At 56.5% G+C, this 23,231-nt stretch carries 26 protein-coding genes; 17 read left to right on the forward strand and 9 right to left on the reverse strand.

The features are described 5' to 3' along the window. Positions 1 to 71 precede the first annotated feature (71 nt). Positions 72 to 755 carry a GntR family transcriptional regulator gene (locus AC2FIB_RS13360; RefSeq protein WP_109310637.1) on the reverse strand — a complete coding sequence of 228 codons (684 nt, stop codon included), beginning with the start codon at positions 753 to 755 and terminating at the stop codon, positions 72 to 74. 140 nt (positions 756 to 895) lie between these two features. Between AC2FIB_RS13360 and AC2FIB_RS13365 the strand changes: the two genes are divergently transcribed. The 5 genes from AC2FIB_RS13365 (at position 896) to AC2FIB_RS13385 (ending at position 6,190) form a co-directional block, all read left to right on the forward strand. Continuing rightward, entirely contained in the window at positions 896 to 1,981 is a 1,086-nt protein-coding gene (locus AC2FIB_RS13365) for a polyamine ABC transporter substrate-binding protein (RefSeq protein WP_113791802.1), read from the forward strand. A gap of 69 nt (positions 1,982 to 2,050) precedes the next feature. Then, positions 2,051 to 3,178: an ABC transporter ATP-binding protein gene (locus tag AC2FIB_RS13370; protein WP_109310740.1), complete on the forward strand. Its 1,128-nt coding sequence runs from the start codon at positions 2,051 to 2,053 to the stop codon at positions 3,176 to 3,178. Beyond that, positions 3,178 to 4,068 carry an ABC transporter permease subunit gene (locus AC2FIB_RS13375; RefSeq protein WP_496842280.1) on the forward strand — a complete coding sequence of 297 codons (891 nt, stop codon included), beginning with the start codon at positions 3,178 to 3,180 and terminating at the stop codon, positions 4,066 to 4,068. Before AC2FIB_RS13370 ends, AC2FIB_RS13375 begins: the two co-directional genes overlap by 1 nt. Continuing rightward, on the forward strand, positions 4,065 to 4,883 hold the full coding sequence (locus AC2FIB_RS13380; RefSeq protein ID WP_058272596.1) for an ABC transporter permease: 819 nt from the start codon (positions 4,065 to 4,067) through the stop codon (positions 4,881 to 4,883). The genes AC2FIB_RS13375 and AC2FIB_RS13380 overlap by 4 nt, the downstream gene beginning before the upstream one ends. Continuing rightward, on the forward strand, positions 4,880 to 6,190 hold the full coding sequence (locus AC2FIB_RS13385) for an NAD(P)/FAD-dependent oxidoreductase (protein ID WP_496735560.1): 1,311 nt from the start codon (positions 4,880 to 4,882) through the stop codon (positions 6,188 to 6,190). Before AC2FIB_RS13380 ends, AC2FIB_RS13385 begins: the two co-directional genes overlap by 4 nt. Here AC2FIB_RS13385 and AC2FIB_RS13390 read toward each other — a convergent pair. From AC2FIB_RS13390 to AC2FIB_RS13400, 3 genes are read right to left on the reverse strand one after another with little or no spacing between them, the layout of a single operon-like run. Continuing rightward, positions 6,187 to 7,053, reverse strand: a complete 867-nt coding sequence (locus tag AC2FIB_RS13390) for a phosphotransferase family protein (RefSeq protein ID WP_496842240.1) — start codon at positions 7,051 to 7,053, stop codon at positions 6,187 to 6,189. The genes AC2FIB_RS13385 and AC2FIB_RS13390 overlap by 4 nt on opposite strands. Before the next feature lie 54 nt (positions 7,054 to 7,107). Beyond that, positions 7,108 to 7,779, reverse strand: coding sequence for a flagellar hook capping FlgD N-terminal domain-containing protein (locus AC2FIB_RS13395; RefSeq protein ID WP_496735564.1), 672 nt, complete (start codon positions 7,777 to 7,779; stop codon positions 7,108 to 7,110). Further along, positions 7,776 to 8,987, reverse strand: coding sequence for a flagellar hook-length control protein FliK (locus AC2FIB_RS13400; protein WP_496735566.1), 1,212 nt, complete (start codon positions 8,985 to 8,987; stop codon positions 7,776 to 7,778). Before AC2FIB_RS13400 ends, AC2FIB_RS13395 begins: the two co-directional genes overlap by 4 nt. A gap of 111 nt (positions 8,988 to 9,098) precedes the next feature. On the opposite strand from AC2FIB_RS13400, the gene AC2FIB_RS13405 reads away from it, so the two are divergent. The 6 genes from AC2FIB_RS13405 to AC2FIB_RS13430 all read left to right on the forward strand — a co-directional run bounded on the left by AC2FIB_RS13405 (position 9,099) and on the right by AC2FIB_RS13430 (position 12,787). Further along, on the forward strand, positions 9,099 to 9,380 hold the full coding sequence (locus AC2FIB_RS13405) for a rod-binding protein (RefSeq protein WP_496735568.1): 282 nt from the start codon (positions 9,099 to 9,101) through the stop codon (positions 9,378 to 9,380). Further along, positions 9,364 to 9,723, forward strand: a complete 360-nt coding sequence (locus AC2FIB_RS13410; protein WP_496735570.1) for a flagellar biosynthesis protein FlgN — start codon at positions 9,364 to 9,366, stop codon at positions 9,721 to 9,723. Before AC2FIB_RS13405 ends, AC2FIB_RS13410 begins: the two co-directional genes overlap by 17 nt. 211 nt (positions 9,724 to 9,934) lie before the next feature. After that, positions 9,935 to 11,146 carry a flagellin N-terminal helical domain-containing protein gene (locus AC2FIB_RS13415; protein WP_170417286.1) on the forward strand — a complete coding sequence of 404 codons (1,212 nt, stop codon included), beginning with the start codon at positions 9,935 to 9,937 and terminating at the stop codon, positions 11,144 to 11,146. A 77-nt stretch (positions 11,147 to 11,223) separates the two neighbouring features. Further along, on the forward strand, positions 11,224 to 11,598 hold the full coding sequence (flaF, locus tag AC2FIB_RS13420; protein ID WP_496842242.1) for a flagellar biosynthesis regulator FlaF: 375 nt from the start codon (positions 11,224 to 11,226) through the stop codon (positions 11,596 to 11,598). After that, on the forward strand, positions 11,598 to 11,996 hold the full coding sequence (gene flbT, locus AC2FIB_RS13425; protein WP_496842244.1) for a flagellar biosynthesis repressor FlbT: 399 nt from the start codon (positions 11,598 to 11,600) through the stop codon (positions 11,994 to 11,996). Before flaF ends, flbT begins: the two co-directional genes overlap by 1 nt. Then, positions 11,996 to 12,787, forward strand: coding sequence for a DUF1217 domain-containing protein (locus tag AC2FIB_RS13430; protein ID WP_496842245.1), 792 nt, complete (start codon positions 11,996 to 11,998; stop codon positions 12,785 to 12,787). Before flbT ends, AC2FIB_RS13430 begins: the two co-directional genes overlap by 1 nt. Before the next feature lie 86 nt (positions 12,788 to 12,873). On the opposite strand, the gene AC2FIB_RS13435 is transcribed toward AC2FIB_RS13430, so the two are convergent. The 3 genes from AC2FIB_RS13435 to AC2FIB_RS13445 form a co-directional block, all read right to left on the reverse strand. After that, positions 12,874 to 14,445, reverse strand: a complete 1,572-nt coding sequence (locus tag AC2FIB_RS13435; protein WP_496842246.1) for a DUF427 domain-containing protein — start codon at positions 14,443 to 14,445, stop codon at positions 12,874 to 12,876. 107 nt (positions 14,446 to 14,552) lie between these two features. Continuing rightward, the gene (locus AC2FIB_RS13440) at positions 14,553 to 15,254 is read right to left on the reverse strand and encodes a winged helix-turn-helix domain-containing protein (protein WP_058279725.1); all 702 of its coding nucleotides are present in this window, start codon (positions 15,252 to 15,254) and stop codon (positions 14,553 to 14,555) included. Continuing rightward, positions 15,226 to 15,510, reverse strand: coding sequence for a hypothetical protein (locus AC2FIB_RS13445; RefSeq protein WP_472724582.1), 285 nt, complete (start codon positions 15,508 to 15,510; stop codon positions 15,226 to 15,228). The genes AC2FIB_RS13440 and AC2FIB_RS13445 overlap by 29 nt, the downstream gene beginning before the upstream one ends. A 177-nt stretch (positions 15,511 to 15,687) precedes the next feature. On the opposite strand from AC2FIB_RS13445, the gene AC2FIB_RS13450 reads away from it, so the two are divergent. From AC2FIB_RS13450 to AC2FIB_RS13465, 4 genes are all read left to right on the forward strand, one after another. After that, complete coding sequence (locus AC2FIB_RS13450) at positions 15,688 to 16,155, forward strand: hypothetical protein (RefSeq protein WP_496735577.1); 468 nt, start codon at positions 15,688 to 15,690, stop codon at positions 16,153 to 16,155. A gap of 110 nt (positions 16,156 to 16,265) precedes the next feature. Next, entirely contained in the window at positions 16,266 to 16,883 is a 618-nt protein-coding gene (rnhB, locus tag AC2FIB_RS13455; protein ID WP_282120336.1) for a ribonuclease HII, read from the forward strand. A gap of 107 nt (positions 16,884 to 16,990) precedes the next feature. After that, positions 16,991 to 18,094 carry a site-specific DNA-methyltransferase gene (locus tag AC2FIB_RS13460; RefSeq protein WP_496735579.1) on the forward strand — a complete coding sequence of 368 codons (1,104 nt, stop codon included), beginning with the start codon at positions 16,991 to 16,993 and terminating at the stop codon, positions 18,092 to 18,094. A 144-nt stretch (positions 18,095 to 18,238) separates the two neighbouring features. Beyond that, entirely contained in the window at positions 18,239 to 19,621 is a 1,383-nt protein-coding gene (locus AC2FIB_RS13465; RefSeq protein WP_496735581.1) for an adenylate/guanylate cyclase domain-containing protein, read from the forward strand. An 84-nt stretch (positions 19,622 to 19,705) separates the two neighbouring features. On the opposite strand, the gene AC2FIB_RS13470 is transcribed toward AC2FIB_RS13465, so the two are convergent. Further along, complete coding sequence (locus tag AC2FIB_RS13470) at positions 19,706 to 20,842, reverse strand: alkane 1-monooxygenase (RefSeq protein WP_496735587.1); 1,137 nt, start codon at positions 20,840 to 20,842, stop codon at positions 19,706 to 19,708. 59 nt (positions 20,843 to 20,901) lie between these two features. Next, the gene (gene mutY / locus AC2FIB_RS13475) at positions 20,902 to 21,957 is read right to left on the reverse strand and encodes an A/G-specific adenine glycosylase (RefSeq protein WP_496735604.1); all 1,056 of its coding nucleotides are present in this window, start codon (positions 21,955 to 21,957) and stop codon (positions 20,902 to 20,904) included. 81 nt (positions 21,958 to 22,038) lie between these two features. On the opposite strand from mutY, the gene AC2FIB_RS13480 reads away from it, so the two are divergent. Together AC2FIB_RS13480 and AC2FIB_RS13485 are read left to right on the forward strand one after the other, a co-directional pair. Continuing rightward, positions 22,039 to 22,545, forward strand: a complete 507-nt coding sequence (locus AC2FIB_RS13480; RefSeq protein WP_496842247.1) for a DUF721 domain-containing protein — start codon at positions 22,039 to 22,041, stop codon at positions 22,543 to 22,545. Positions 22,546 to 22,559: 14 nt separating this feature from the next. After that, positions 22,560 to 23,222: a DsbA family protein gene (locus AC2FIB_RS13485; protein WP_472724577.1), complete on the forward strand. Its 663-nt coding sequence runs from the start codon at positions 22,560 to 22,562 to the stop codon at positions 23,220 to 23,222. Positions 23,223 to 23,231: the final 9 nt, after the last annotated feature.

Below are 23,231 nucleotides of genomic sequence, written 5' to 3' on the forward strand. Positions count from 1 at the left end.
AATCTCCTGCAAAAGGCGGTTACCCGTCACAATATGATCAAATTTTTTCGTGTCAATCGAATCGACCTGAATCAGGCGGAGATCAAAGCGTCCGACATCAATTCCATACCCTGCTCGATGTCCTGAGCGGTTGCTTTCGCGACCTTTTCCGCATCTTTCGCCCGCAAGCTTGCGATGATGTCCTTGTGCCGATCCGGCAGGCTATGTGTTCCGAATCGTCCGCAGACAACGCGTAGTGAGGGGCCGAACCGCAGCCAAAGCCGTTCGGCCAGATCGTTGAGAATCGGAGCATCCGCATGCGCATAGAGCGTTTCATGAAACTGGTGGTTCAAGCGCAAATAACCACTGACGTCGCCGTCTGTGATGGTCTGATCCAATCGCTGATCAAGCTTTTCGAGCTGATCGATATCAGCAGGTTTGAGATTCGCGGTTGCCCGTCTGGAAAGCTCTGATTCTATTGATATTCTGGCAAAAATCATCTGCTCGACATCGGTGCCCGACAACAAAGGCACGGAGACGCGCCGATTGCCCTGAAACACCAGCGCGCCGTCCGAAATCAGCCGCCGGATCGCCTCGCGGACGGGGGTCATTCCAACCCCGAGCGATTCGGTCAAACCCTGTATCGTGACGGGTTGTCCCGGGACCAGATCACCGTACATGATCTGCGATCTCAGGGTTTGGTACACCTGTTCATGCGCCGGTCTTTTTCCCTCATCCACCTTCGAGCTGGATGCTTTATTTTTGATCAAATCCAAGTGGTTTACCCTGTTTCGCGTGGTGTCGACTTGCCAGACGCCTGACCTCGTGAAACCATACGATGGATCGGGGGAAAACGCAAAACTTGATCAAATCAAAAAAAACGGGAGAATACCCGTACACTTGCAGGGAGAGAAATATGTCAATCAAAACGCTGACGATGACAGCGATTGTCGCGCTGGGGACTTCGGCGGCTTTTGCCGAAGAGGTGCGCGTCTACAACTGGTCCGACTATATCGACGAGGATCTACTGAAAAAATTCGAAGAAGAGACAGGGCTGACCCTGATCTACGACGTGTTTGACAGCAACGAGGTTCTGGAAACCAAGATGCTGGCCGGAGGATCAGGCTATGACGTGGTTGTGCCGTCGGGCACGTTTCTACAGCGTCAGATTCAAGCTGGCGCCTTTCAGGAACTGGACGAAGCAAAGCTTTCGAATTCAGGAAACCTTTGGGACGTGATTCAGGAACGTACCGCAGGCTATGACCCGAACAACGCCTATTCGATCAACTACATGTGGGGGACGACCGGCCTCGGCGTTAACGTTGGTAAGGTTAAGGAAGTGCTGGGCGATGACGTTGCTCTGAACAGCATGGACTTGGTTCTGAAGCCGGAGAATATGGAAAAGCTGGCCTCGTGCGGCGTCCATTTCCTGGACGCTCCGGCCGAGATTATTCCTATGGTGCTGCAGTATATCGGTGAAGATCCGGACAGCCATGACACCGATGTGATCGGTAAAGCCGAAGAAGTCCTGGCTGGCGTTCGCCCGCATATCCAGAAATTCCACAGCTCGGAATACATCAACGCGCTGGCAAATGGCGATATCTGCGTAGCTGTCGGTTGGTCAGGTGACATCCTGCAAGCGCGGGATCGCGCGGCCGAGGCCGAAAATGGCGTGGAAATTGAATACCACCCATTCGCTGAAGGTTCGCTGATGTGGTTCGACCAGATGGCCATCCCGGCGGATGCTCCGAACCCGGAAGGCGCACACCAGTTCTTGAACTTCATTCTGGACGCCAACAACATGGCTGCCGCATCGAACTATGTGTACTATGCCAATGGCAACAAGGCTTCTCAGGAGTTCCTTGAGGAAGACGTGATTGGTGATCAAGCAATCTATCCGAGTGATGCCACGATGCAGAATCTCTACATCACGACGCCTTATCCAGTCAAAACGCAGCGGAGCGTGACCCGCCTGTGGACCAAAATCAAATCGGGCACCTGAACCGAAGTATCTGAGCAAGGCGGTCCGACCGCCTTGCCCTTTCAATCAGACCGTCGAACGGGGGCCGCCTTGAACACAAACGTCTTTGCGCCGTGGGAAGATCCACAGGCGAAACCATTGATCCAATTCCAGAATGTGACCAAACGTTTTGGCGGATTCACGGCGATCGACAACCTGTCACTGGACATATTTGAACAGGAATTCTTTGCTTTGCTCGGTCCATCCGGCTGCGGCAAGACGACCATGATGAGGATGCTGGCAGGGTTTGAAAAGCCTACCGAAGGGCACATCATGCTGGGCGGGCAGGACATCGACCCGATCCCGCCAAACAAGCGGGCTGTGAACATGATGTTCCAGTCTTATGCGCTGTTTCCTCATCTTAGCATCTGGGAGAACATCGCCTTCGGTCTGCGCCGGGACAACATGCCCAAGCGGGATCTTGAAGACCGCGTGGAAGAGATGTTGCGCCTGACCCGGCTTGAGCAATTCGCCCGCCGTAAACCGCACCAGATTTCGGGTGGCCAACGGCAGAGGGTCGCGCTGGCACGGTCACTGGCAAAAGCGCCAAAACTGCTGTTGCTAGACGAACCCTTGGGTGCGCTGGACAAAAAACTGCGGCAGGACACTCAGTTCGAGCTGATGGATATTCAGGAAAAGACCGGCACCACCTTTGTGATCGTGACTCACGATCAGGAAGAGGCGATGACTGTTGCCAGCCGCGTCGCCGTGATGGATCAGGGCAAGTTGATGCAGGTATCTACGCCGGACAGGATCTATGAAAACCCCAACTCAGTCTATGTCGCTGACTTTATCGGGGATGTGAATATCATCGAAGGCCGGGCGACTGCGAACGGCGATGAAGCCTACCAAATCGACTGGGCCGAGGGGCAATCGCCGCTGACCGCAACCTCGTCGACAGAATTCTCGAACGGGCAAAGCTGCCATCTTGCGATCCGCCCCGAAAAGGTGACGATCTCGGCCGACCGCCCGGCGGATGCCATCAATGCGGTACAGGGTAAGGTGCTTGACATTGCCTATCTGGGCAACTTGTCCACGTACTACGTGGAACTGCCGAATGGCACGATCATCAAGGCGCAATCGGCCAACACGCGCCGAATCTCGCGCCGATCCTTTACATGGGAAGACCCGGTCTGGCTGTCGTGGACGGCAACGGCTGCGGTTTTGTTGGCAAACTGATGCGCCGCGCCCTTCTGATCGCTGTTCCTTACGTCTGGCTGCTGGCCCTGTTTCTGATACCGTTTTTCATCGTTCTGAAGATTTCGCTGTCGGATGTCGAACTGGCGATCCCGCCATATACGCCGACACTGGATCTGTCGCAGGGTTGGTCTGGGATAACCGACTTTTTCAGCCAGTTGGATCTCGAAAACTTCGTCTGGCTGACCGAAGACGACCTTTACTGGAAAGCCTACCTGTCCAGCGTCAAGATCGCTCTGATCTCGACGGTTCTGACGTTGCTGGTGGGTTATCCGATTGCCTATGGAATGGCTCGTGCGCCAGCCGAATGGCGCCCGACGCTGATGATGCTGGTGATCCTGCCTTTCTGGACCTCGTTCCTGATCCGCGTTTACGCGTGGATGGGAATTCTCAGCAATGAAGGCTATCTGAACCAGATTCTGTTGTGGCTGGGTATCATTTCGACCCCGCTGACCATTTTGAACACCAACACTGCCGTCTACATCGGTATCGTCTACACCTATTTGCCCTTCATGATCCTGCCGATTTATTCATCGTTGGAGCGCATGGATGAATCCCTGATCGAAGCAGCCGAAGATCTGGGCTGTTCCCGTCTGAAGGCGTTCTGGCTGGTGACTATACCGCTGTCGCGCCCCGGCATCATTGCCGGCTGTTTTCTGGTGATGATCCCGGTGATCGGTGAATTCGTGATCCCGTCGCTGTTGGGCGGGTCCAGCACGCTGATGATCGGCAAGGTGCTGTGGGAAGAGTTCTTCTCAAACCGCGATTGGCCGGTGGCCAGTGCCGTTGCCGTTGTGTTGTTGCTGATCCTCGTGATCCCGATTGTGCTGTTCCAGCGCAACCAGCAGAAACAGACGGAGGCCGAGCAATGAACAGGCTGAGTTGGTTCAACGCGGTGTCTCTGACACTGGGATTTGCGTTCCTCTACATCCCGATGGTCATCCTGATCATCTTCAGCTTCAACGAAAGCAAGCTGGTCACAGTATGGGCGGGGTTCTCGACCAAATGGTACGGAGAGCTTGCCCAGAACGAGGCATTTCTGAACGCGGCCTGGGTGACAATACGTGTTGCGGTGTTCTCATCCACATTGGCCACGGTTCTTGGCACCGCTGCCGCATATGTTCTGGTCCGTGGCGGGCGGTTTTTTGGCAGGACACTGTTTTCTGGAATGATTTACGCGCCTCTGGTAATGCCCGAAGTGATCACCGGCCTGTCGTTGCTGCTGCTGTTTATCGGCATTGGGCTGGACAGGGGCATTCTGACCATCGTTCTGGCCCACACAACCTTTTCGATGTGCTTTGTGTCGGTCGTCGTGTCTTCGCGCCTTGTGACATTTGACAAGTCGCTGGAAGAGGCCGCTTTGGATCTGGGATGTTCGCCAGCGCAGGCGTTCCGTCTTGTGACACTGCCGATCATTGCGCCCGCAGTGATTTCAGGCTGGCTGCTGGCTTTTACGCTATCGCTGGACGATCTGGTTATCGCGTCCTTTACCTCGGGCCCGTCGGCGACAACGCTGCCGATCAAGATATTCTCGGCCGTGCGTCTGGGCGTCAGCCCCGAGATCAACGCGCTGTCTACCATCATGATTGCAGTCGTCACGGTTGGCGTTATCACCGCCTCGCTGGTGACGAAACGCGCAATGGTTCGGCAAAAGCAGGATGAACTTGCCGCTGCGCGCACCGAATGAAACGTCTTTTTCCGGACTACACCTATGGGCCTGGACCCCGTCAGAACTGCTGGTGGGATCAGACAATTTCGGCACCTGATTGGCCGACCCATAACGGTGATCTGAACGTTGACGTCGCAATCGTCGGCGGCGGCTTCACGGGGCTTTCGGCAGCCCTGCATCTGGCCGAGGCAGGAGTGAAAGTTGCGGTTCTTGAGGCCGCAACCCCGGGGTGGGGTGCCTCGGGCCGGAATGGAGGATTTTGCTGTCTCGGAGGGTCCAAGCTGAGCCATGCGGCTTTGGTCCGTGGGTTTGGTGTTGAGGCTGCGCAGTCCTACGAACAAGCGGAAGAAGACGCTGTTCAGCTTGTCGCAGATTTGCTGGAACAGCATCAGATCGACGCCGATACCCATTCGAAAGGGGAAACCCAACTGGCCCATTCGGCACGGGCGATGGAAAAGCTACGTCGTAACGCAGAAGCATCAGGTGTCTTGCACGATTCTGACGACCTGCAGCGCCTGGGTCTGGGCGGTTCCTTTCATGGTGCATATACAAATCCGGTTGGTTTCGCTCTTAACCCTCGAAAGTATTTGTTTGGCTTGGCAAGTGCCGCCAAGGCGCGGGGCGTACAGATTTTCCAGAAATCGCTGGTTGAAACCATCAGGAAAACTCAGGCCGGGTTCGATATTGAATCCGGATCAGGTCACATCCGCGCCACGAACGTGCTGATTTGCACGAACGGATACTCCAGCGAGGATATGCCGCCCTGGTTGTCGGGACGCTACATGCCCACGCAATCCACGGTTCTGGTGACCCGGCCCCTGACAGACGCTGAGTTGCAAGCGCAGGGGTGGACCTCGGAGCAGATGTGTTATGACACCCGAAACCTGCTGCACTATTTCCGCCTGATGCCTGATCGGAGGTTCCTGTTCGGCATGCGCGGAGGGTTACAGTCGTCCCCTCGGGCCGAGGCGGCCATTCGCCGGACAATGCGTCGGGACTTTCAGGCCATGTTTCCAGAATGGAAAGATGTGGATGTGACCCATATGTGGTCCGGAATGGTGTGCCTGTCGCGCAAGCTGACGCCTTATGTCGGGCCGGTTCCCGATCAACCCGGAATGTTTGCCGCCTTTGCCTATCACGGGAACGGCGTTGCCATGGGGACGTATTGCGGGCGCGCCCTTGCCCGCGTGGTTTTGGATAAACAGACCGAGTTGCCCGCGCCGATTGCACAGCCGCCGGGACGGTTTCCTCTTGGGTTCTGGCGGCGCGCCTTGATGCCGCCCGCCTATGCTGCGATGGCAATCGCGGATCGGTTATCGCTCTAAAGCGCGGCGACTTCCAGTTCGAGCGTTTGGGCATAATCCGCAGCCCCGTTTTCGATGCGCCACAAACAGTAGGCAGCCATGCGCCACGCATACCACGGGCGCAAATCCCGGTATCGCGCGATAGTTTCATCGTGACCATATGCAGCCAGAAACCGCTCTTCCTCGGTCACGCTTAGGGGTGCGCCCCGGTAAAGCCGTTGCATGGCCGGGGACAGGAACATTGCAATGTCCTCGCACGGATCGCCCCAAGCCGGGCACTGCCAGTCGATCAGGGTTATGCCAGTCGGCGCGACAAGGATGTTTCCGGCCACGGTATCGCCATGGATCAGGCATGTGTGTGCGGTCGCGGGCACATGGCCTTTTGGGCGCAGCTGCGCGAGCCGTGCGCGTGTATCAGAGGTGCAGACGCTGAGAATACGTTCGGCATGTTCAGCCAGATCCCTGCTGCCATTGCAGCCATCCGGCGCTTGGACCGAAACATCAAGCCTATGCAATTCACGCAGCAAACCGGCGACACTCTCAGGCCCTTCTTGCCACGGTGATCCAGGGGCGTGATCGTAGAACACCCAATGGCCTGTATCATGTGTTCCTGTCGCACGCAGGCGGGGAACAAATCCGGTGGGCTCAAGGGCGCGCAGGCATTGCGCTTCGAGTTCCGGATCGTTGCGAAACAGTGGATTGCGCGGTGTAGCGCGATACAGCTTCAGAACCTTGTCACCGCTGCCACCCAGTACTTTCCAGACCTGATTTGTTCGCCCGCCATACAACGTTTGAAACTCTGCGCCGGGCTGAACAAGGCCACGGGCGCGCAGATCGTCGATCAGATCAGAAGGGGGGTGGGTTGGGGCAGGCAGGAGTTTCACCAATGCAGTTAGCGAGTCGAATCTGCCAAGGTTTGAACTGTCCTGCCCGGCAGATCAAGTTCCGGCTCTGACCCCGGTTACCGTCGTGGCAGCGACAACCTGCCCGCTTTCGAGGGTCAGCATAACTTGATTGTCCGAAAACTGAGCTTCGACAACCTCGCCATAGGTCTCTGCCAGCTGTGTCGATAACAGCTCGTCGCCATCATAACTTTCCAGTGTGGCCGAGTAACTTCCCGCCGCCAGAGGCTGCCCATCGCTTCCCTGACCAGTCCAAACTGTTTTATTGTCGGTCGTGGAAACAGCCACACGATCGACAACGGCTCCGTCACTGTCGCGGATGACCATGACCGCCTTGTCAGCATCTGGTGCGGGTGTGGCAAACAGCGTCACAGGCTCGCCCTCATATTGGAAAGCCGCGGGCGCTCGAACGTCCATCCCGATCCATTTGCCGAGTTTGTCCAGATTTGCACCACCCAGCGCCTGTCCAAGTGTCGCCAACAAATCATTTGTCTGAACTTGTTGTTCGACCATCGAGAATTGCGCCAGTTGCGATGCATATTCTGAGGCATCCAATGGTTTCAATGGATCCTGATTCTGGGCCTGTACGGTCAGCATTGTAAGGAATGTCTCAAAGTCTGATGCCAGACCTGTTTGCTTTGGCGCGTCTTTGTATTGCGCTGTGGCTGACGGTTGGGCGTTGGGTTGGGTCGGGGTAATCAATTTCACAACCTCATGTCGATGCGGCCAACGGGGCCGGTTTTAGGAATGGGTGACGCGTTTGAAGAGGAATCGGTGAGTTGCGCGGTCTCAGTAGGCGATCCATCCTGGTGGCCGGCCTGGTTATGCTCGGCGTCTTCGGATGTCCCAAGGTCAATTGCCAGATCGCCCAAGCCAAAATTTTTGAACTCTTCTTCCAGCACCGCCAAATGACGCCGCATCATCTCGAGGGTTTCCGGGCGCTCGGCGGAAATTGTCAGATGCAATCCGTCATCGCGACCGTTCAACATGATGGACACTCGCCCCAGTTCTTCGGGGTTCAGCGCGATCTCAACTGAACCGGATTTCGGCTGAGTATTGATGACGGCCGCCATTTGCCCGGCGACGGCGCGCGCTGTCTCGGCCCGGGCAGTCTGTGCCATGGCTTGTGTAAAAGTTACCGGATCCCGCCCCGCCAAACCGGGCGAATCTGCCCTGAGGGCGTGAACGTCTTCGACCTCGTGAAATGCTGGCGCGTCAGTCTGAGCACGGGTTTTTTCCGGCGCGAACATCTGCAATTGAGCGATGCTTGGTGCGCGATCCGGGTTGGTCGTTTGTTGAGGTGCAAGATTGCTTTGCGGCGGACGTTGCGTTTCACGCTGGTGCCGCTCTGGATGAACGGTAAGGTCTGCGGTCTCTTTTGGGGATATACCCACAGGTTGCAACACAGAAGTCGCGAGGTCCGCCTGCCCCCGGCTTGCCATTGGTTGTGACGCGGGTCTCAAAGCCGAGCTGTGCCGAAAATCCGGGGTGACTTTGCGCGAATCATTGATGCCTGCATCCGGTTTATCGACCGTGTTGGCCTGGCCGGTTTGCTCGGTTTCAGGCACTTTCGGACTGCGCGAGTCGGGTAACGCAGCTGACACGGGTGTTTCGGCAGGATCGCGTTTTGTGCTCACTTCAAGACGCGTGTCCAAAAGGGGTGTCCGCTCACTCTGGTTGCGATCAGCGGACACTTCTGCATCTTCAAGCAAGACAGCCTCGTCCGTTTCAACGTCGACGTCCTGTTCAGGTTCAGCGCCTTTAAGAGCGGCTGCTTCTTGCTTGTTCTCACCTTTGTGTTGATTGAGCACGGCCTCAAACGTCGCGCCGTTTTCATCCCCCTGCTCGGGATTGATCCCGTGGGGTTTTGCGGTTGCGGTCGGCGAGGATGACATCACTGAAAGAGGGTTGGGCATTTTGCTCCGACTCCGGTTGTGTGACCGGAAACCTGCCTGCAGGAAGTTACGTTTATTTTAACTGCTTTCGCTTTTGATCGAAAAAGTTCGATGCAATTTTTGGAGAAAGCAATGAAGGTTTCCCCGCCTCTCTCCCCATCTCAAGCCCCTGCCTATTCCCAGAAATTGCGGGAGGCGGCCATAGAACTAGAGGCTGCGTTTCTGAGTGAGATGCTGAAATCGGCCGGGCTGGGCAAAGCGCGCCAATCCTTTGGCGGCGGTGCAGGCGAAGATCAGTTTGCCTCATTTCTTGTTCAGCATCAGGCCCGTGCGCTGGCCAGATCCGGTGGCGTTGGGCTGTCCGAAATCCTGTTCCAATCCATGATGGAGAAAACCGATGCCAAAGACGTCTGAAGCCGACCTTGTAAAATCACTCGAAGACGTTCTTGAGCTTGAGCGAAACGCGCTGGTGCAGGGCGATCTGGATCGTCTGCATAACACGGCTCTGGAAAAGGAAAAACTGATCGGTGCGATTAATGATCTTGACGTCTTTGATAGTGATGAACTGATCCGCCTGCAAAGAAAGGTCGAGCGGAACCAGGCGTTACTAAACAGCGCCGCCGAAGGGATTCGCGCGGTGGCCAACCGCATGGCCGAGTTGCGGCGCGTGCGGCAGGAATTCACCACCTATGGTGCGGACGGGCAGCGCAGCGAATTTGCCGTCCGCCATCAAGGCAAGCTGGAAAAACGGGCATAGATACGGGTTTGATTCAAATCCGAGGTTTCTGACCTTCGCGCTTTAGCACTCCGTTAGGGGATCGACGTCAAAGGTGTTCGGGCACCTGGACAAATCAGGTGGCGCGAACAGCCCGACGGCAGATCGCACCGATCAGAAAGACGTCAAAGCCCGCACCAGTGGCGGGATGAGCATGGGCGCAAAGGGCCCGAACGGAAAAGGAAGAAAGCTAATGTCCAGCATTCTGACAAACAATGGCGCCATGGTTGCGCTGCAAACTCTCAAGTCGGTCAACAAGGATCTTGGGGCAACGCGGAACGCGATCTCCACCGGTAAGGACGTTGCGACTGCGAAAGATAACTCGGCCGTCTGGGCGATTTCCAAGGTCATGGAATCGGATGTCAAAGGCTTCAATGCGATCAAGGACAGCTTGGCACTGGGTGAGTCCACCGTAGCGGTGGCGCGTAACGCGTCCGAAACGGTCACTGATCTGCTGTCTCAGATGAAAAGCAAGATCGTTGCAGCACAGGAAGACAACGTAGATCGCGACAAGATCAACGACGATGTCACCGCGTTAAAGGGCCAGATAAACTCGGTTGTTAACGCCGCGCAATTCAACGGCCTCAACCTGGTTAACGGCTCGGCGGGTTCCGCTTCGATCCTGGCGTCTCTTGACCGGGACAACTCTGGCAACGTGACCGCGTCGTCTATCACTGTTGCGGGCCAGGACCTTTCTACCGGCGGGTACACGGCGGCTCAGGTGTTTGACGGTTCGACCGGGTCTTCCACCGGCAACGACCGCGTTGGTGCGACGATTGACAACGGCACAACTTCGGCAACTGCGCTGGTAACGGATGAATCCAGTGGTGCGTTTGCTGCAGGTGACAAGGTTGTGTTGGCGATCGACGATCAGGTCGTATCCTACACGGTTTCTGCAACGGATGCTGCGGCCTCTACGACCGGTGATATCGTTGCAGTGGGTTTGAAGGCGAAAATTGATGAACTTGGTATCACGGGTCTGACTGTTGATTATGACTCGGGCACCGCGGGCACCTTGTCCGTTGCCAATGCCACCGGCACGGACATTTCGTTCTCGGCTCAGTATGTGAACGCGGGTTCAGGCGGTCTTGGCGCATTGACGGGCATTGATGTTTCAACCGGTGCAGGTGCTACGGCCGCGTTGGCCACAATCGAGACGCTGATTGACACATCGATCGATGCATCGGCGGCTTTTGGTTCTTCGCAAGGTCGGATCGAAACGCAGAAGGAGTTCATTTCGAACCTGGCGGATTCGTTCAAATCCGGAATCGGGTCATTGGTCGATGCGGATATGGAAGAAACCTCGGCACGTCTGCAGGCGCTTCAGGTTCAGCAACAGCTGGCAACCCAGTCGCTGTCGATCGCAAATCAGGCACCGCAGTCGATTCTGTCACTGTTCCGCTAAGTTAAGGAACATGGTCGGGGCGCGGCAACGCGCCCCGATACTGACCGCCAAGTGGCAGATTACCGGAAGGATATTAAGTGACCCCGCAAGCCCTCGCACAACGAGCATATGCACAGACCGCCGCGCCAACGCGCACCCCGCGCGATACGGAATACGAAGCGATTTCGAAAATCACGCGCAGGCTCAAGGCCGCCGCGGCCCGCCAAAAATCAGATTTCGGCGCGTTTGTGCAGGCTTTAAACGAAAACCGGCGACTGTGGACCGTACTGGCCAGTGGCGTCACGGACTCTGACAATGCGCTGCCAAATGATCTGCGTGCGCGGATATTCTATCTGGCTGAATTCACCGAACAACACAGCAGCCAGGTATTGGGGAACAAAGCCTCGGTTGAGCCATTGTTGGAGATCAACATGGCGGTTCTGCGCGGTCTTCGCCAAATGGGGGCTACCTGATGGCAGGGTTGGTTTTGAAATTGGCGCCGAAAGAGCGGGTTTTGATCAACGGTGTAGTCGTGGAAAATGGCGACCGCCGTAGTCGGTTTTCGATCATGACGCCTGAGGCAAATGTACTGCGCCTGCGGGATGCGATCCACCCAGACCAGGTGAACACTCCGGTTCGACGTGTCTGCTATGCTGCTCAACTTGTGCTGTCTGGACATATGGAACCCGATCAGGCACGCCAACAATTGTTACGGCGCGTCGAAGAGCTGAGCCAGGTCTTTACTGACGCCGACAGTCGCCGGGTTCTGTCCGAGGCAACGCAAGCGCTTCTGGATCAGCAGTTTTACAAATGCCTTAAAGCCTTGCGCGCGCTGCTGCCCCGCGAAGAGCGGCTCATGGCCTACCAGTAATGACGTTCCAGCCGGTCATACTTTCGGGCGGCATTGTCGGCTGGCGATTCCTGCAGCGGACATATGACGCGCAGATCGACAGTTTTTCTTCGTCCCCTGTCAACAAAAGGGACAGTGAGTACTTTTTGGAGAAGATCAAAAAGGTCCAGACAGCAGAGGAATTGGTGTCCGATCGCCGGCTGTTGCAAGTTGCACTTGGCGCCTTTGGGTTGGAATCCGACTTGGACAATCGCTATTTCATCCAGAAGATCCTGTCCGACGGGACCAAGGCGCAGGATGCGTTGTCCAATCGTCTGTCCGACAAAAGGTACCGGCAGTTTTCCGAGGCGTTTGGGTTTGGGCCGGGCGAGGTGCGAAAAACCGGGCTGATCACCAACATGGAAGAGATTGCACGTGACAGTGTCGTGTCGCGATTTGAAATTGCTGTGGGTGAATCAGATGAAACGATGCGGATCGCTTTGTATGCGCAGCATGCTCTGGGGGAGCTGGCTCAAAAGGAAGGCAGCAAAGATACCAAGTGGTTTGATTTGATGAGCTTGCCTCCGCTGCGGCGGATGATGGAAAATGCTCTGGGGTTACCGTCCAGCTTTGGCCAGTTGAATATCGACAAGCAACTGGAAGTGTTCAAAGACAGGTTGTCAGGGCTGACCGGGTCCGATGATCTGGCCCAATTCGAGGATAAGGCCGCAATAGAGCGGCTGACAGATCAATTCCTTGCCCGTAGTCAAATCGCCCAGCTTGAAAGCGCGATTTCCCCGGCGCAGACTGCGCTAATCCTGCTTGGTGTCTAAGGCAAAAAAGTGCTTCGGACGCGCGACGACCACCAGAAGCATTGTCGGGTGGCCCTGATTGATTTGAACTGCGCGCTTTTTGTATCTTAAGCGTTCAGAACGGCATCTGCGGACGTTCTGAGAGCATAAGACTCGACCGGTTGCGAAACGTTATGCAGCTTGACGTCGCCAAGAGGCAGCGCATTGGCGCAGGCGGGCACAATATCGGCAGACACCACAATCCTGTGGTTTTTGGTTTTTCCATATTCACCCAGACGCGCAGCGATATTCGCGGCTTGTCCGATCACGGTAAAGTCCAGCCGTTCACGTGAACCGACATTGCCGTAGGTCACGCGCCCGTAGGCAACCCCGATTGAGCAATCACAATGGTTGTCGGAACCTGACTGGCGCAACTCTCCCAACTTTTCTACGATGTTGATGGCGCTTCGCTGCGCGTTCTCGCGGGCGTTTTTTGAATCCTCACCCGCTGGAAACACGGCAAGGACCGCGTCACCGATGAACTTCAGGACTTCGCCGCCGTTTTCATGCACAATGCCAGAAACGGTTTCAAAAAAGTCGTTCAGTAGATTTATGTAGTCGGCGCGCCCCAGTTTCTCTTCCAAGCTGGTCGAATTGCGCAGATCACAGAACATAATGGCGGCATCAATTTCATCCCCGTCACCGCGCCGGATCTCACCCCCTAAGACGCGCGCGCCCGAGCGTTTGCCAACATAGGTTTCAAGCAGGACCTGAGCGTTCTCGCGCTGCATGAAAACCTCATAAAACCGGGCGATGACCAGCGAGCATTCGAACACCAGCCCTAGGTTTTCCGTCGTGAAACCGTCCGGGTGATCGCAGGTCAGGGTCAGAACGTTGGTACGTCCATCCGAGAACGGCAACGGCATGGCGACATAGTCGGTCGCCCCTTTTTCACGCAGGTCCTCCATTATTGGAAAGCTGTTGTGGGGGTTTTCGGCGTTCAGCCGCTGACGCACACCGCCTAGCCCGTTCGACACATGGCGCAACGGGCTGTTGATGTATGCCGGGTGGTCGTGGATTTCATAGGTCGGAACATTGGTCGAGATCTCAGCCTCGCCCTTTTCCCAAATATAGTGTTTGCCGGCGATCAAAGGGTGTAGGGACCATGTCAGAATGCTGAGGCGTTGAATGGCAATCCCGTGTTCCAGCATTTTCTCGGCCAGCGCTTTGGTGAACGCCTCAGGCGTGTTGTTTGCGGACGCCCCACGCATCAGCCAATCGATCAAAGGGCCGCTGATATTGCCGTCTTGGGGTTCCCGCAGTTGGTTGTCGCCCAAATCGATCCGGGAATAAGCATTGGGTAAAAACCCGATATGCCCCTGAATGGCAGCGCTTTCGGGGAGGGCTTCTTCGTAGGCCCATACGGAATTGGCGAGCCGTTCGCCGCCAAGAATGACGTCGTGATAGGTTGCGGTGCCTTTGAAGGGGCAAAAAGTCTGCAGCTCGGTTTCGTCGCTGAGATCCACCAGCACGTCTTCGCGTGGAATGTAGATCGTCGGCGGCAGCCGTGTTTCGTACATGACTTTGGCGTTGCTGCTTTCGGCTAAAAGGGTCTGGTCCCGGTAAATCGCAATCTTACCATCTAACCGTTCGACCGAGATTCCATAGCCTTTTGGTCTTGCTGTGGCGTGGACGTTCATCTTCATCCTCCCTGGCGCGGGGTCCCTATAGGATGGGCCTTGTGAAGAGGTTTTCCAAGGGGCAGCCTCGGCATTTTTCTGCACGATAGCTGTGCGGTCCTATTGGATCAGACCATCTGGATCACGTCCTTTTCGATGGACAACATATAGCCTTTCTTGGCGATGTTCTTGACCAGCAATTCGCTGACCATCTGATTACCCAAGGCGTCACGCAGCCGTTTTATCCGCGTAGCGCCAGCGGCTTCGTCACAATCGGCGGCGCTTTTGCCCGAAATCACTGCTTCGATCTGAACGCCGGACAGGACCTCGTCATCCAGTCGGGATTCGGCAAGGACCGACAGGGTCTCCATCGCAGCTGGGGTCAGTTTGAAGTCCATATTATTCAGATATACGGTGTTTTCCTCGCGACTGATCAGCAGCGACGTGACCTGAATACCCGTGCGCTCGATCTGCGCCATCCGGCGGTTCAGCATCACCAGCATCACCAGAAAGACCAGCGCCGTCACAAGCATGGCGCTGGCAAAGACCAGCAATACGAAAATCACCATCCGATAGCTGGACAGGGTATCGGCAAAGGCGGTGCCGGACTGGGCCAGAATCTCAAGCAGCCGGATTTCCGTCTGCGACGTCAGGTCGCTTTCGACAAACAACCGCTCCACTCGCGCGTTGAAGGCGTTGGCGTCTGGCAGGGTCCAGAACAGGAAGACGGCGGCGGTTATCAGGATCAGGACGATTGCCGCTATACCTGCGCCGACCAATCGTGTGCCTGACCGCCTGGCCTCAGTAACGGAGATAGAATTGTCCGGCATTGGCCTTCCTTTTTTCCAATCCTTCCGGCCCAAAGACAGACATGACATTCAACAAGGTCCAGCCCGACGCACTGAGGCGTTTTGAGGCCTCTTGCTGGGCCTGGCCTTTGTCACAGGCCGAAACCTGCATCACGCCGTAATGCAGCCGCAGTGGATTGTCCTGCTTGGCCTTATAATCCGCATAACACTCTGCCGACGCAGCAGTACCAAGCGATATCAGGGCCGCAACGGCCAGAGAAGAGAGGATCGGTTTCATAGGCTGCATCCTGCGCATGGGTTTGCACGATATTCAATAACCTAAGGGGTTTGAGGGACGTGATATCGGATAACAACCGCCCGTTATTGCTTGTCTGAAGGGTGCGGACCCAGTGTTGGGGTATCACGTTTGCGGTCTGTGCCGGATCGCCCCGAAACACCAGGAAGGACACGCACTATGCACCGGAAGTTCATCGCTTTTATCGTTGCCACCGCTATCACCATTACCGGCGTCTCAGCCTCGCAGGCGCGGGCGGCGGATGCCAAGGACATCCTTGGCGGGCTTGCTGCCATCGCGATCATCAGTGCCGGGGTCCACTACTATAACAAGGAAAAACGCAAGGACCGGACGACGCGTCATCAGACCTATACGCCTCAGCCTTATGTGGCCCAGCCCAGTTACCCAGTGCGCCCCTTGCCGCAACACGTCGCGCGGTATGATCTGCCGCAGAAATGCCTGCGCAAGTATAGCGCTTATTCGAACAATCACCCGCTTCTGGCTCCGAAATGCCTCAAGAAGCACTACAAACATGCCAATAGCCTGCCGCAAGAGTGCAAGGTCGGTTTCTGGAACGGCAATAAGGTGAATCGGGCATATGAACCCGCATGCCTGCGCCAGAAGGGATACCGCGTCGTTTACAAGTAATCACTTTCGAGCAGGAGCGGTGCCACAGAAGCGCCGCGCGGGAGAGGGTGGCACAAGCCGCCCTCTCTTTTTGTCTTGCGGTGGGGCGCGAAACGCGGTTTTCGATTGGTATGACAACGCCAGACTATTCGATTGAACAGGCGGCAGTGGCGCAAGGATATCTGCGCATTGCCGGTGTGGATGAGGTGGGCCGTGGGCCATTGGCCGGGCCTGTGGTTGCTGCCGCCGTGATCCTGAACCCCGAAGATATTCCCGAGGGGCTAAATGACTCCAAGAAACTGACGGCCAAACGGCGCGTTGCAATGGACGCTGCCGTTCGCGACCGGGCGGAATTCGCCATTGCCGACGCTTCGGTTGCCGAGATTGACGAACACAACATCTTGCGTGCCTCGCATCTGGCGATGGAACGTGCGGTTGCGGCCTTGGATCCGCCGCCTGACTATCTGCTGATCGACGGAAACATGATCCCTCGCGGCTTGACGATCCCGGCGCAAGCGGTAGTCAAAGGGGATGCGCATTCCGTGTCGATTGCAGCGGCTTCCATCATTGCCAAAAACTGGCGCGATCAACTGATGGTGGATTTGGCGCAACAGCATCCCGGCTATGGGTGGGAGAAGAACGCAGGCTATCCGTCAAAACAACACAGGGAAGCGCTGCAAAAACTTGGTGTGACCCCACATCATAGGCGTTCGTTCAAGCCGGTACACAATATCTTGTATCAAGAGTAAATCGTAAGCCGCTGATTCAAAAAAGAAATTGACGGCGAATCGACTTTGACTCATCCTTGTCTCAACCAAATGAGCGCAAAAGCGCCGTGGATACTTGAGGCAGTAGAATGACAACAACCACTAAAAAGGGCGCAAAAGCGCTCCCTTTAAACACGATTCTATCTGGCGACTGCATCGATGTGATGAACAGTCTACCTGCGGAGTCGGTTGACCTGATTTTCGCGGATCCGCCGTATAATCTGCAGCTCAAAGGCCAGTTGCACCGCCCCGATAACAGCCAGGTTGATGCGGTCGACGATCACTGGGATCAGTTTTCAAGCTTTGGCGTTTATGACCAGTTCACCCGCGAATGGCTGAAAGCGGCGCATCGTCTGCTCAAGCCCAATGGCGCGATTTGGGTGATTGGGTCCTACCACAATATCTTCCGCGTTGGCACAGCCCTGCAGGACGCCGGATACTGGATTCTGAACGATGTTGTCTGGCGCAAATCGAACCCGATGCCGAATTTCCGCGGCAAGCGGTTTACCAACGCGCATGAGACGATGATTTGGGCCTCAAAGCGCGAAGGTGCTAAGTATACTTTCAACTACGAAGCCCTGAAAGCGCTGAACGAAGGTGTGCAGATGCGCAGCGATTGGGTTCTGCCGATCTGCACCGGGCATGAGCGCCTCAAGGATGAAAACGGCGACAAAGCGCATCCGACGCAGAAACCGGAATCCCTGTTGCACCGCGTCCTGATCGGTTCGACCAACCCCGGTGATGTTATTCTGGACCCGTTTTTTGGGACGGGCACAACCGGTGCCGTTGCCAAGATGCTGGGCCGCGAATTCATCGGGATCGAACGCGAGGAAAGCTATCGCAAGGTTGCCGAGAATCGTATCTCGAAAGTCCGCAAATTCGACCGGGAAGCGCTGGAAGTCAGCGCAAGCAAACGCGCTGAGCCGCGCGTGCCCTTTGGCCAATTGGTTGAACGCGGTATGTTGCGTCCGGGTGAAGAGCTTTATTCCATGAATCAGCGTCACAAAGCCAAAGTGCGTGCGGACGGAACGCTGGTGGGCGATAACGTCAAAGGCTCGATCCACCAGGTCGGGGCGCATCTGGAAAACGCGCCCTCATGCAATGGCTGGACCTATTGGTGCTTCAAACGCGATGGCAAAACGGTGCCGATCGACGTTTTGCGTCAGCAGATCCGGTCCGAGATGCACAACTGATTTCAAGAATACCGCCGGTGCCTGTGGCCTGACACAAGGCACTACGCCTTGCCCCGCCGATCTCGGCGGGGTCTTTTGTTTTATTCTTCATTCAGTTCCGATATGAGATTCCTTGTCCTGCTGCTCACGGAAGGAACCTTGGCAATGTCGGATACCACAGCCAGCGAAACCCGATTTGGGCGGTTTTTTGTGACACAGCCCGACAAATATGATCTGGACAACAAGTACACCGAGGCTGCGCTGGAACGGCACAAGCGCGAAGGGTTGGAACTGGCTGTCCGCGCCCGCTGGGTAGCGATGGGCCTGACTGGCATTTTGTTGATCTACCTGAACCCACATTGGGACGTTCTGTGGTATCACTTCATCCTGTTATTGATTTGCGCCAATGGCTGGCTGATCCGGCGGGCTGGCAGCGTGGGCCAGTCACGGGTCGAGCTTTTGCTGATCTTCGTCGACTTGCTGATCATGACTTTGGGGATGATCGTGCCGAACCCGTTCAGCGATGATGTTCGACCGCTGGCAATGCAATACCGGTTCGACAACTTCCAGTATTTCTTCATCATTCTGGCAGCGGGAACTCTGGCCTATTCGTGGCGCACGGTCGTGGCAATCGGCACGTGGACGGCGACGATGTGGACGGTAGGCTGGATCATCGCCTGGTGGGTGGCTACGCCAATTCCGGGCATCAGTGAGCGCGTGTACGAGGCATTGGCCGGATATCCGGATGTTGCGGAGTTGCTGGACCCCAACAGTTTCATGGTCCCTCAGCGTATTCAGCAGGTGATCGTATTCCTGATGGTCGCGGTTACGCTTGGTATCTCGATGCGGCGGCTCAATCGATTGTTGATGACAAATGCCGGGCTTGAGAGGGAGCGTGCAAACCTGTCGCGATATTTCTCTCCGAATGTCGTAGATGAACTCAGCCAGAATGATGAGCCGCTTAAGCAGGTTCGCAAAGAAGACATCGCCGTTTTGTTCATCGACATCGTGGGGTTTACCAAATTCGCTGCCGGGCGCGACCCCTATGACGTCATTGAAGTTTTGCGCGGGTTTCACGCCCGAATGGAAACCGAAGTGTTTCGCCATCATGGCACGTTGGACAAATATCTGGGGGACGGATTGATGGCGACCTTCGGCACACCGGTACCGACCCCATTGGATGCCAGCAACGCGGTGGCTTGCGCGCGCGATATGGTGGATGTGATTGATCGCTGGAACCTGGAACGGCGACGGGCAGGTGAGCCGGAAATTCGTGTAGGAATTGGGGTTCACTATGGCTCGGTGGTATTGGGAGATATCGGAGCGAACCGACTGGAATTTGCGGTTATCGGGGATGCGGTGAATGTCTCCGCCAAGCTCGAAGCGATGACGCGTGACCTTGGTGTTCGCGTGGTGCTGAGTGATGCGGTCCGGGCACAGGTGATGCAGGAGGGCAATAACGCCGCCGACCTGACAGCAGGTTTTGTGAAGCATGAAAGCCAGCCAGTCCGCGGGGTGCAGGGCACTATGGATATCTGGGCGCAGTAGAACGGGCAGCTCCCGCCGATCTGACACGCATCAGAGATGCGGGTCATTCTGTTGGGCCGGGCAGCGCGCGGGCGCGCGCTGCGGTCACGAACGCGGAAACGGGTTGAGAGATCTGTTGTACGGTTTCCAATCGGTGACTTCGGGATAATATTGACGCCGCCAGGCCCGAACGCGGGGGTTCATGACGCGCCGCCAAAGCGGCGGGACCATCGCAGCGATGGTCATAACCGGATAGCCATAGGGAAGTTGCGGGGCCGCATCTTCCGAATGATGCTGCAGCAGCGGAAAGCGCCGGTTAGGTTTGTAGTGGTGGTCGGAATGGCGTTGCAGGTTGATCAGCAACCAGTTCGACGCTTTTTGCGAGGCGTTCCAGGAATGGCGCGGCTGGACATGCTCGTACTTGCCATCGCCAAGGTGTTTGCGGGTCAGGCCGTAATGTTCGACGTAGTTCACCAGTTCCAGCTGCCATATGGCGACGCCCGCCTGTATCAGGAACAGGGCGACGCCCGACCATCCCCCAACCACGAAGGCCAGCGCGAGCATGCCCGTCTGCAACGCCCAATAGCGCCAGAAGGGATTTGCCGGGTCGGTCCAAGGGCGTTGTTTGCGCGCCAGTTTGTCCTGCTCCGCGCGGAAAGCAGAGCGAAGGCACTGCCACAGGACGCGTGGATAGAAGCGGTGAAACCCTTCATTGTACCGCGCAGTGACCGGATCGCGGGGCGTCCCGACATAGCGGTGGTGTACAATCAGGTGTTCTGACCGGAAATGAGAATACAGCACCATGGCCAGTAGAATATCCCCCAGCCAACGTTCTGACCGCCCATTCTGGTGCATCAGTTCATGGCTGTAGTTAATCCCGATGGTGCCCGAGATCACACCCATCCCGAAGAACAACCCAATCTTGCTAAAAACAGACAGGTGATCGGTATGTGTGGCGTACCAGAGCAACCCAAACAGCGTAAGAAACTGAACCGGGGCCCATGCCTTGGTCAGCAGAATGTACCATTTGAGACCGCCGTCCGGCGTGTCCGGATCCGCATTTTCAAGGTTGAGCCCCGTTAACCGATCCAGAACTGCAAACGCCCACCAGGTCGAAAGAGGCACAAGCAAGACCCACCAGCCTCCGGCAACGGCGGTAAGCCAGACGACGGGGATCAGCAGGAAGGACACCCAGAAGGGCAATGCCGCTTGCCAGCGTGACAGACTGTCTGATGCGATCATCGCTTCGCTCCGAGAAACTGTGGGCAGACTAGCCCCACCCGGCAATGCCACACAATGGGTTACGTAGAGCGCCAGAGATCATAGGCCTTGCGCATAACAGTTGGCAGATCACCGGGTCGGAAAGTGTGTTTTTCCATGACAATCAGATCGTCATGCGACCAGCCGACCGGCAGCTTGGCCGTCCAGATGCGCAGGATCAGGTGGAAGTGGGTAAAGGTATGGCGTACCTCGCCCGGCAGCACCTGCCATTCGCACGGAAAGGGCGGTGCTTCGGCCGGGCCGTCTGACCATTCTGATCCCGGCCAACCCAGCATGCCACCCAGCAGGCCCTTGTCGGGACGACGTTCCATCAGAAAGGCTCCATTATCGTTTTGAGCTATATAGACATGGCCGTATCGCGTGGGTTTGGGCTTTTTCGGTGTCGTGCGTGGCAAATCGGATTGCGTTCCAGCGGCGCGAGCGGCGCAGGTGGCTTGCACCGGGCAGATACCGCAGGCCGGAGATTTTGGTGAACAGATTGTTGCCCCCAGGTCCATGACCGCCTGCGCATAGTCTCCCGGTCGCGTGGCAGGCGTAAGCGCAGCCGCATGCTTTTTCAGTTGCGGTTTTGAACCGGGCAAAGGGTCGTGAATGTCGAAAAGTCGGGCCATAACCCGTTCTACGTTGCCGTCCAACACGGTTTCGGGTCGGTCGAAGGCGATGGCGGAAATTGCAGCGGCGGTGTAGGGACCGATCCCCGGCAAATTGAGGAGCGCATCGTAGGTATCGGGGAACGTTCCACCATGCTGTTCGGCCACGACCCGGGCGCATTTCAACAAATTGCGGGCACGAGCGTAATAGCCAAGCCCCGCCCATTCCCCCATGACCTGATCGTCGGGCGCCGCCGCCAGCGCTTCGACCGTTGGCCAGCGGGTTGTGAATCGCACGAAATATTCGCGCACAGCCGCAACAGTGGTCTGCTGCAGCATGACCTCGGACAACCATATGCGGTAGGGGTCGGGCATCACACCCGCAGCCCGATCGGCTGGGGCTACGCGCCAAGGCATCTCGCGGGCATGGCGATCGTACCAATCCAGCAGCGCACTGCTCACGTCAAATTCACCGGAGTCACGCAAGTTTTATCTATCTCCTTGTCGGGTTTCGCTGGCGCCTGTTGTTCTGCCCTTTACAATAGCGGCGCAGGAGTTGGAAACCAGATGCAGCGCAGACGTTCTTCGACCCGCGGGTTCAAACGCACCGCGACATTGCTGAACGACCAGATCAGGCACGCCGGTGAGAGCCGGGGCTTTGCCGTATCACGCCTGCTGACCCATTGGTCCGAGATCGTTGGACAGGATATGGCCGCTATCGCGCGACCGGTAAAAGTGGGTTACGGGAAGGGTGGCATTGGTGCCACGCTAACGGTTCTGACCACCGGACCGCAGGCCCCGATGCTGGAGATGCAGAAGGAACAATTGCGCGGCAAGGTGAACGCGGTTTATGGCTATAGCGCCATCAGCCGGGTGCGCATCACCCAGACCGCTCCGACAGGATTTGCCGAGGGGCAGGCCAGTTTCGACCACAAGCCGAAACAAGCGAAACCCAAGATCGAACCAGAAATAGCAGCCGAGGCAGACCGCGCTGCGCAAGAAGTTCACGATGGTGATCTGCGCGCAGCCCTTGAACGTCTGGGCCGTAACGTTTTATCCAAGCAAAAACGCTGAGAAAGGGCTGAGAAATGAGCCGTATTGCAACCGGAATTTGTGCGGCCGTCGCCGTGGCCGCTGGCGGTTATTGGCTGTCGCTGTCAAATTCCAACCCCGCCTATCCGCTGATCAGCAGCGCCGAGGCGCAAGAGGCAAATCTGGACACCTCGACCATCGTCGAGATGACTCTGGGTGCCGAGGACGCACCAGTCGAGATCATCGAATATGCGTCCTATACCTGCCCGCATTGTGCGAATTTCCACTCGGGAGCGTACAAGCAGCTCAAGAAGGATTTTATCGACACAGGTAAGGTGAAGTTCATCTATCGCGAGGTCTACTTTGACCGTTATGGCCTGTGGGCGTCGATGGTTGCGCGCTGCGGCGGGCCCGAAAAGTTCTTTGGCATCTCCGACCTGATCTACGAAGGTCAGTCCGAATGGACCAAAGCCGGTGGTCCCGCTGAAATCGTGGACGAGCTGCGCAAAATCGGGCGTCTGGCTGGTATCGACAATGATCAGCTTGAAGCCTGTCTGCAGGACGGAACCCGCGCGCAGACGCTGGTCGCCTGGTATCAGGAAAACGCCGAGCGCGACGGTATTCAGGCGACCCCGTCCTTCATCGTGAATGGCAAGCCGGTTGAGAATCAGTCCTATGACGGCTTCAAAAAGCTGATCGAAGACGAACTGGGCAGCTAATTGCTTTTA

Source organism: Ruegeria sp. YTSA072, from assembly GCF_059610285.1.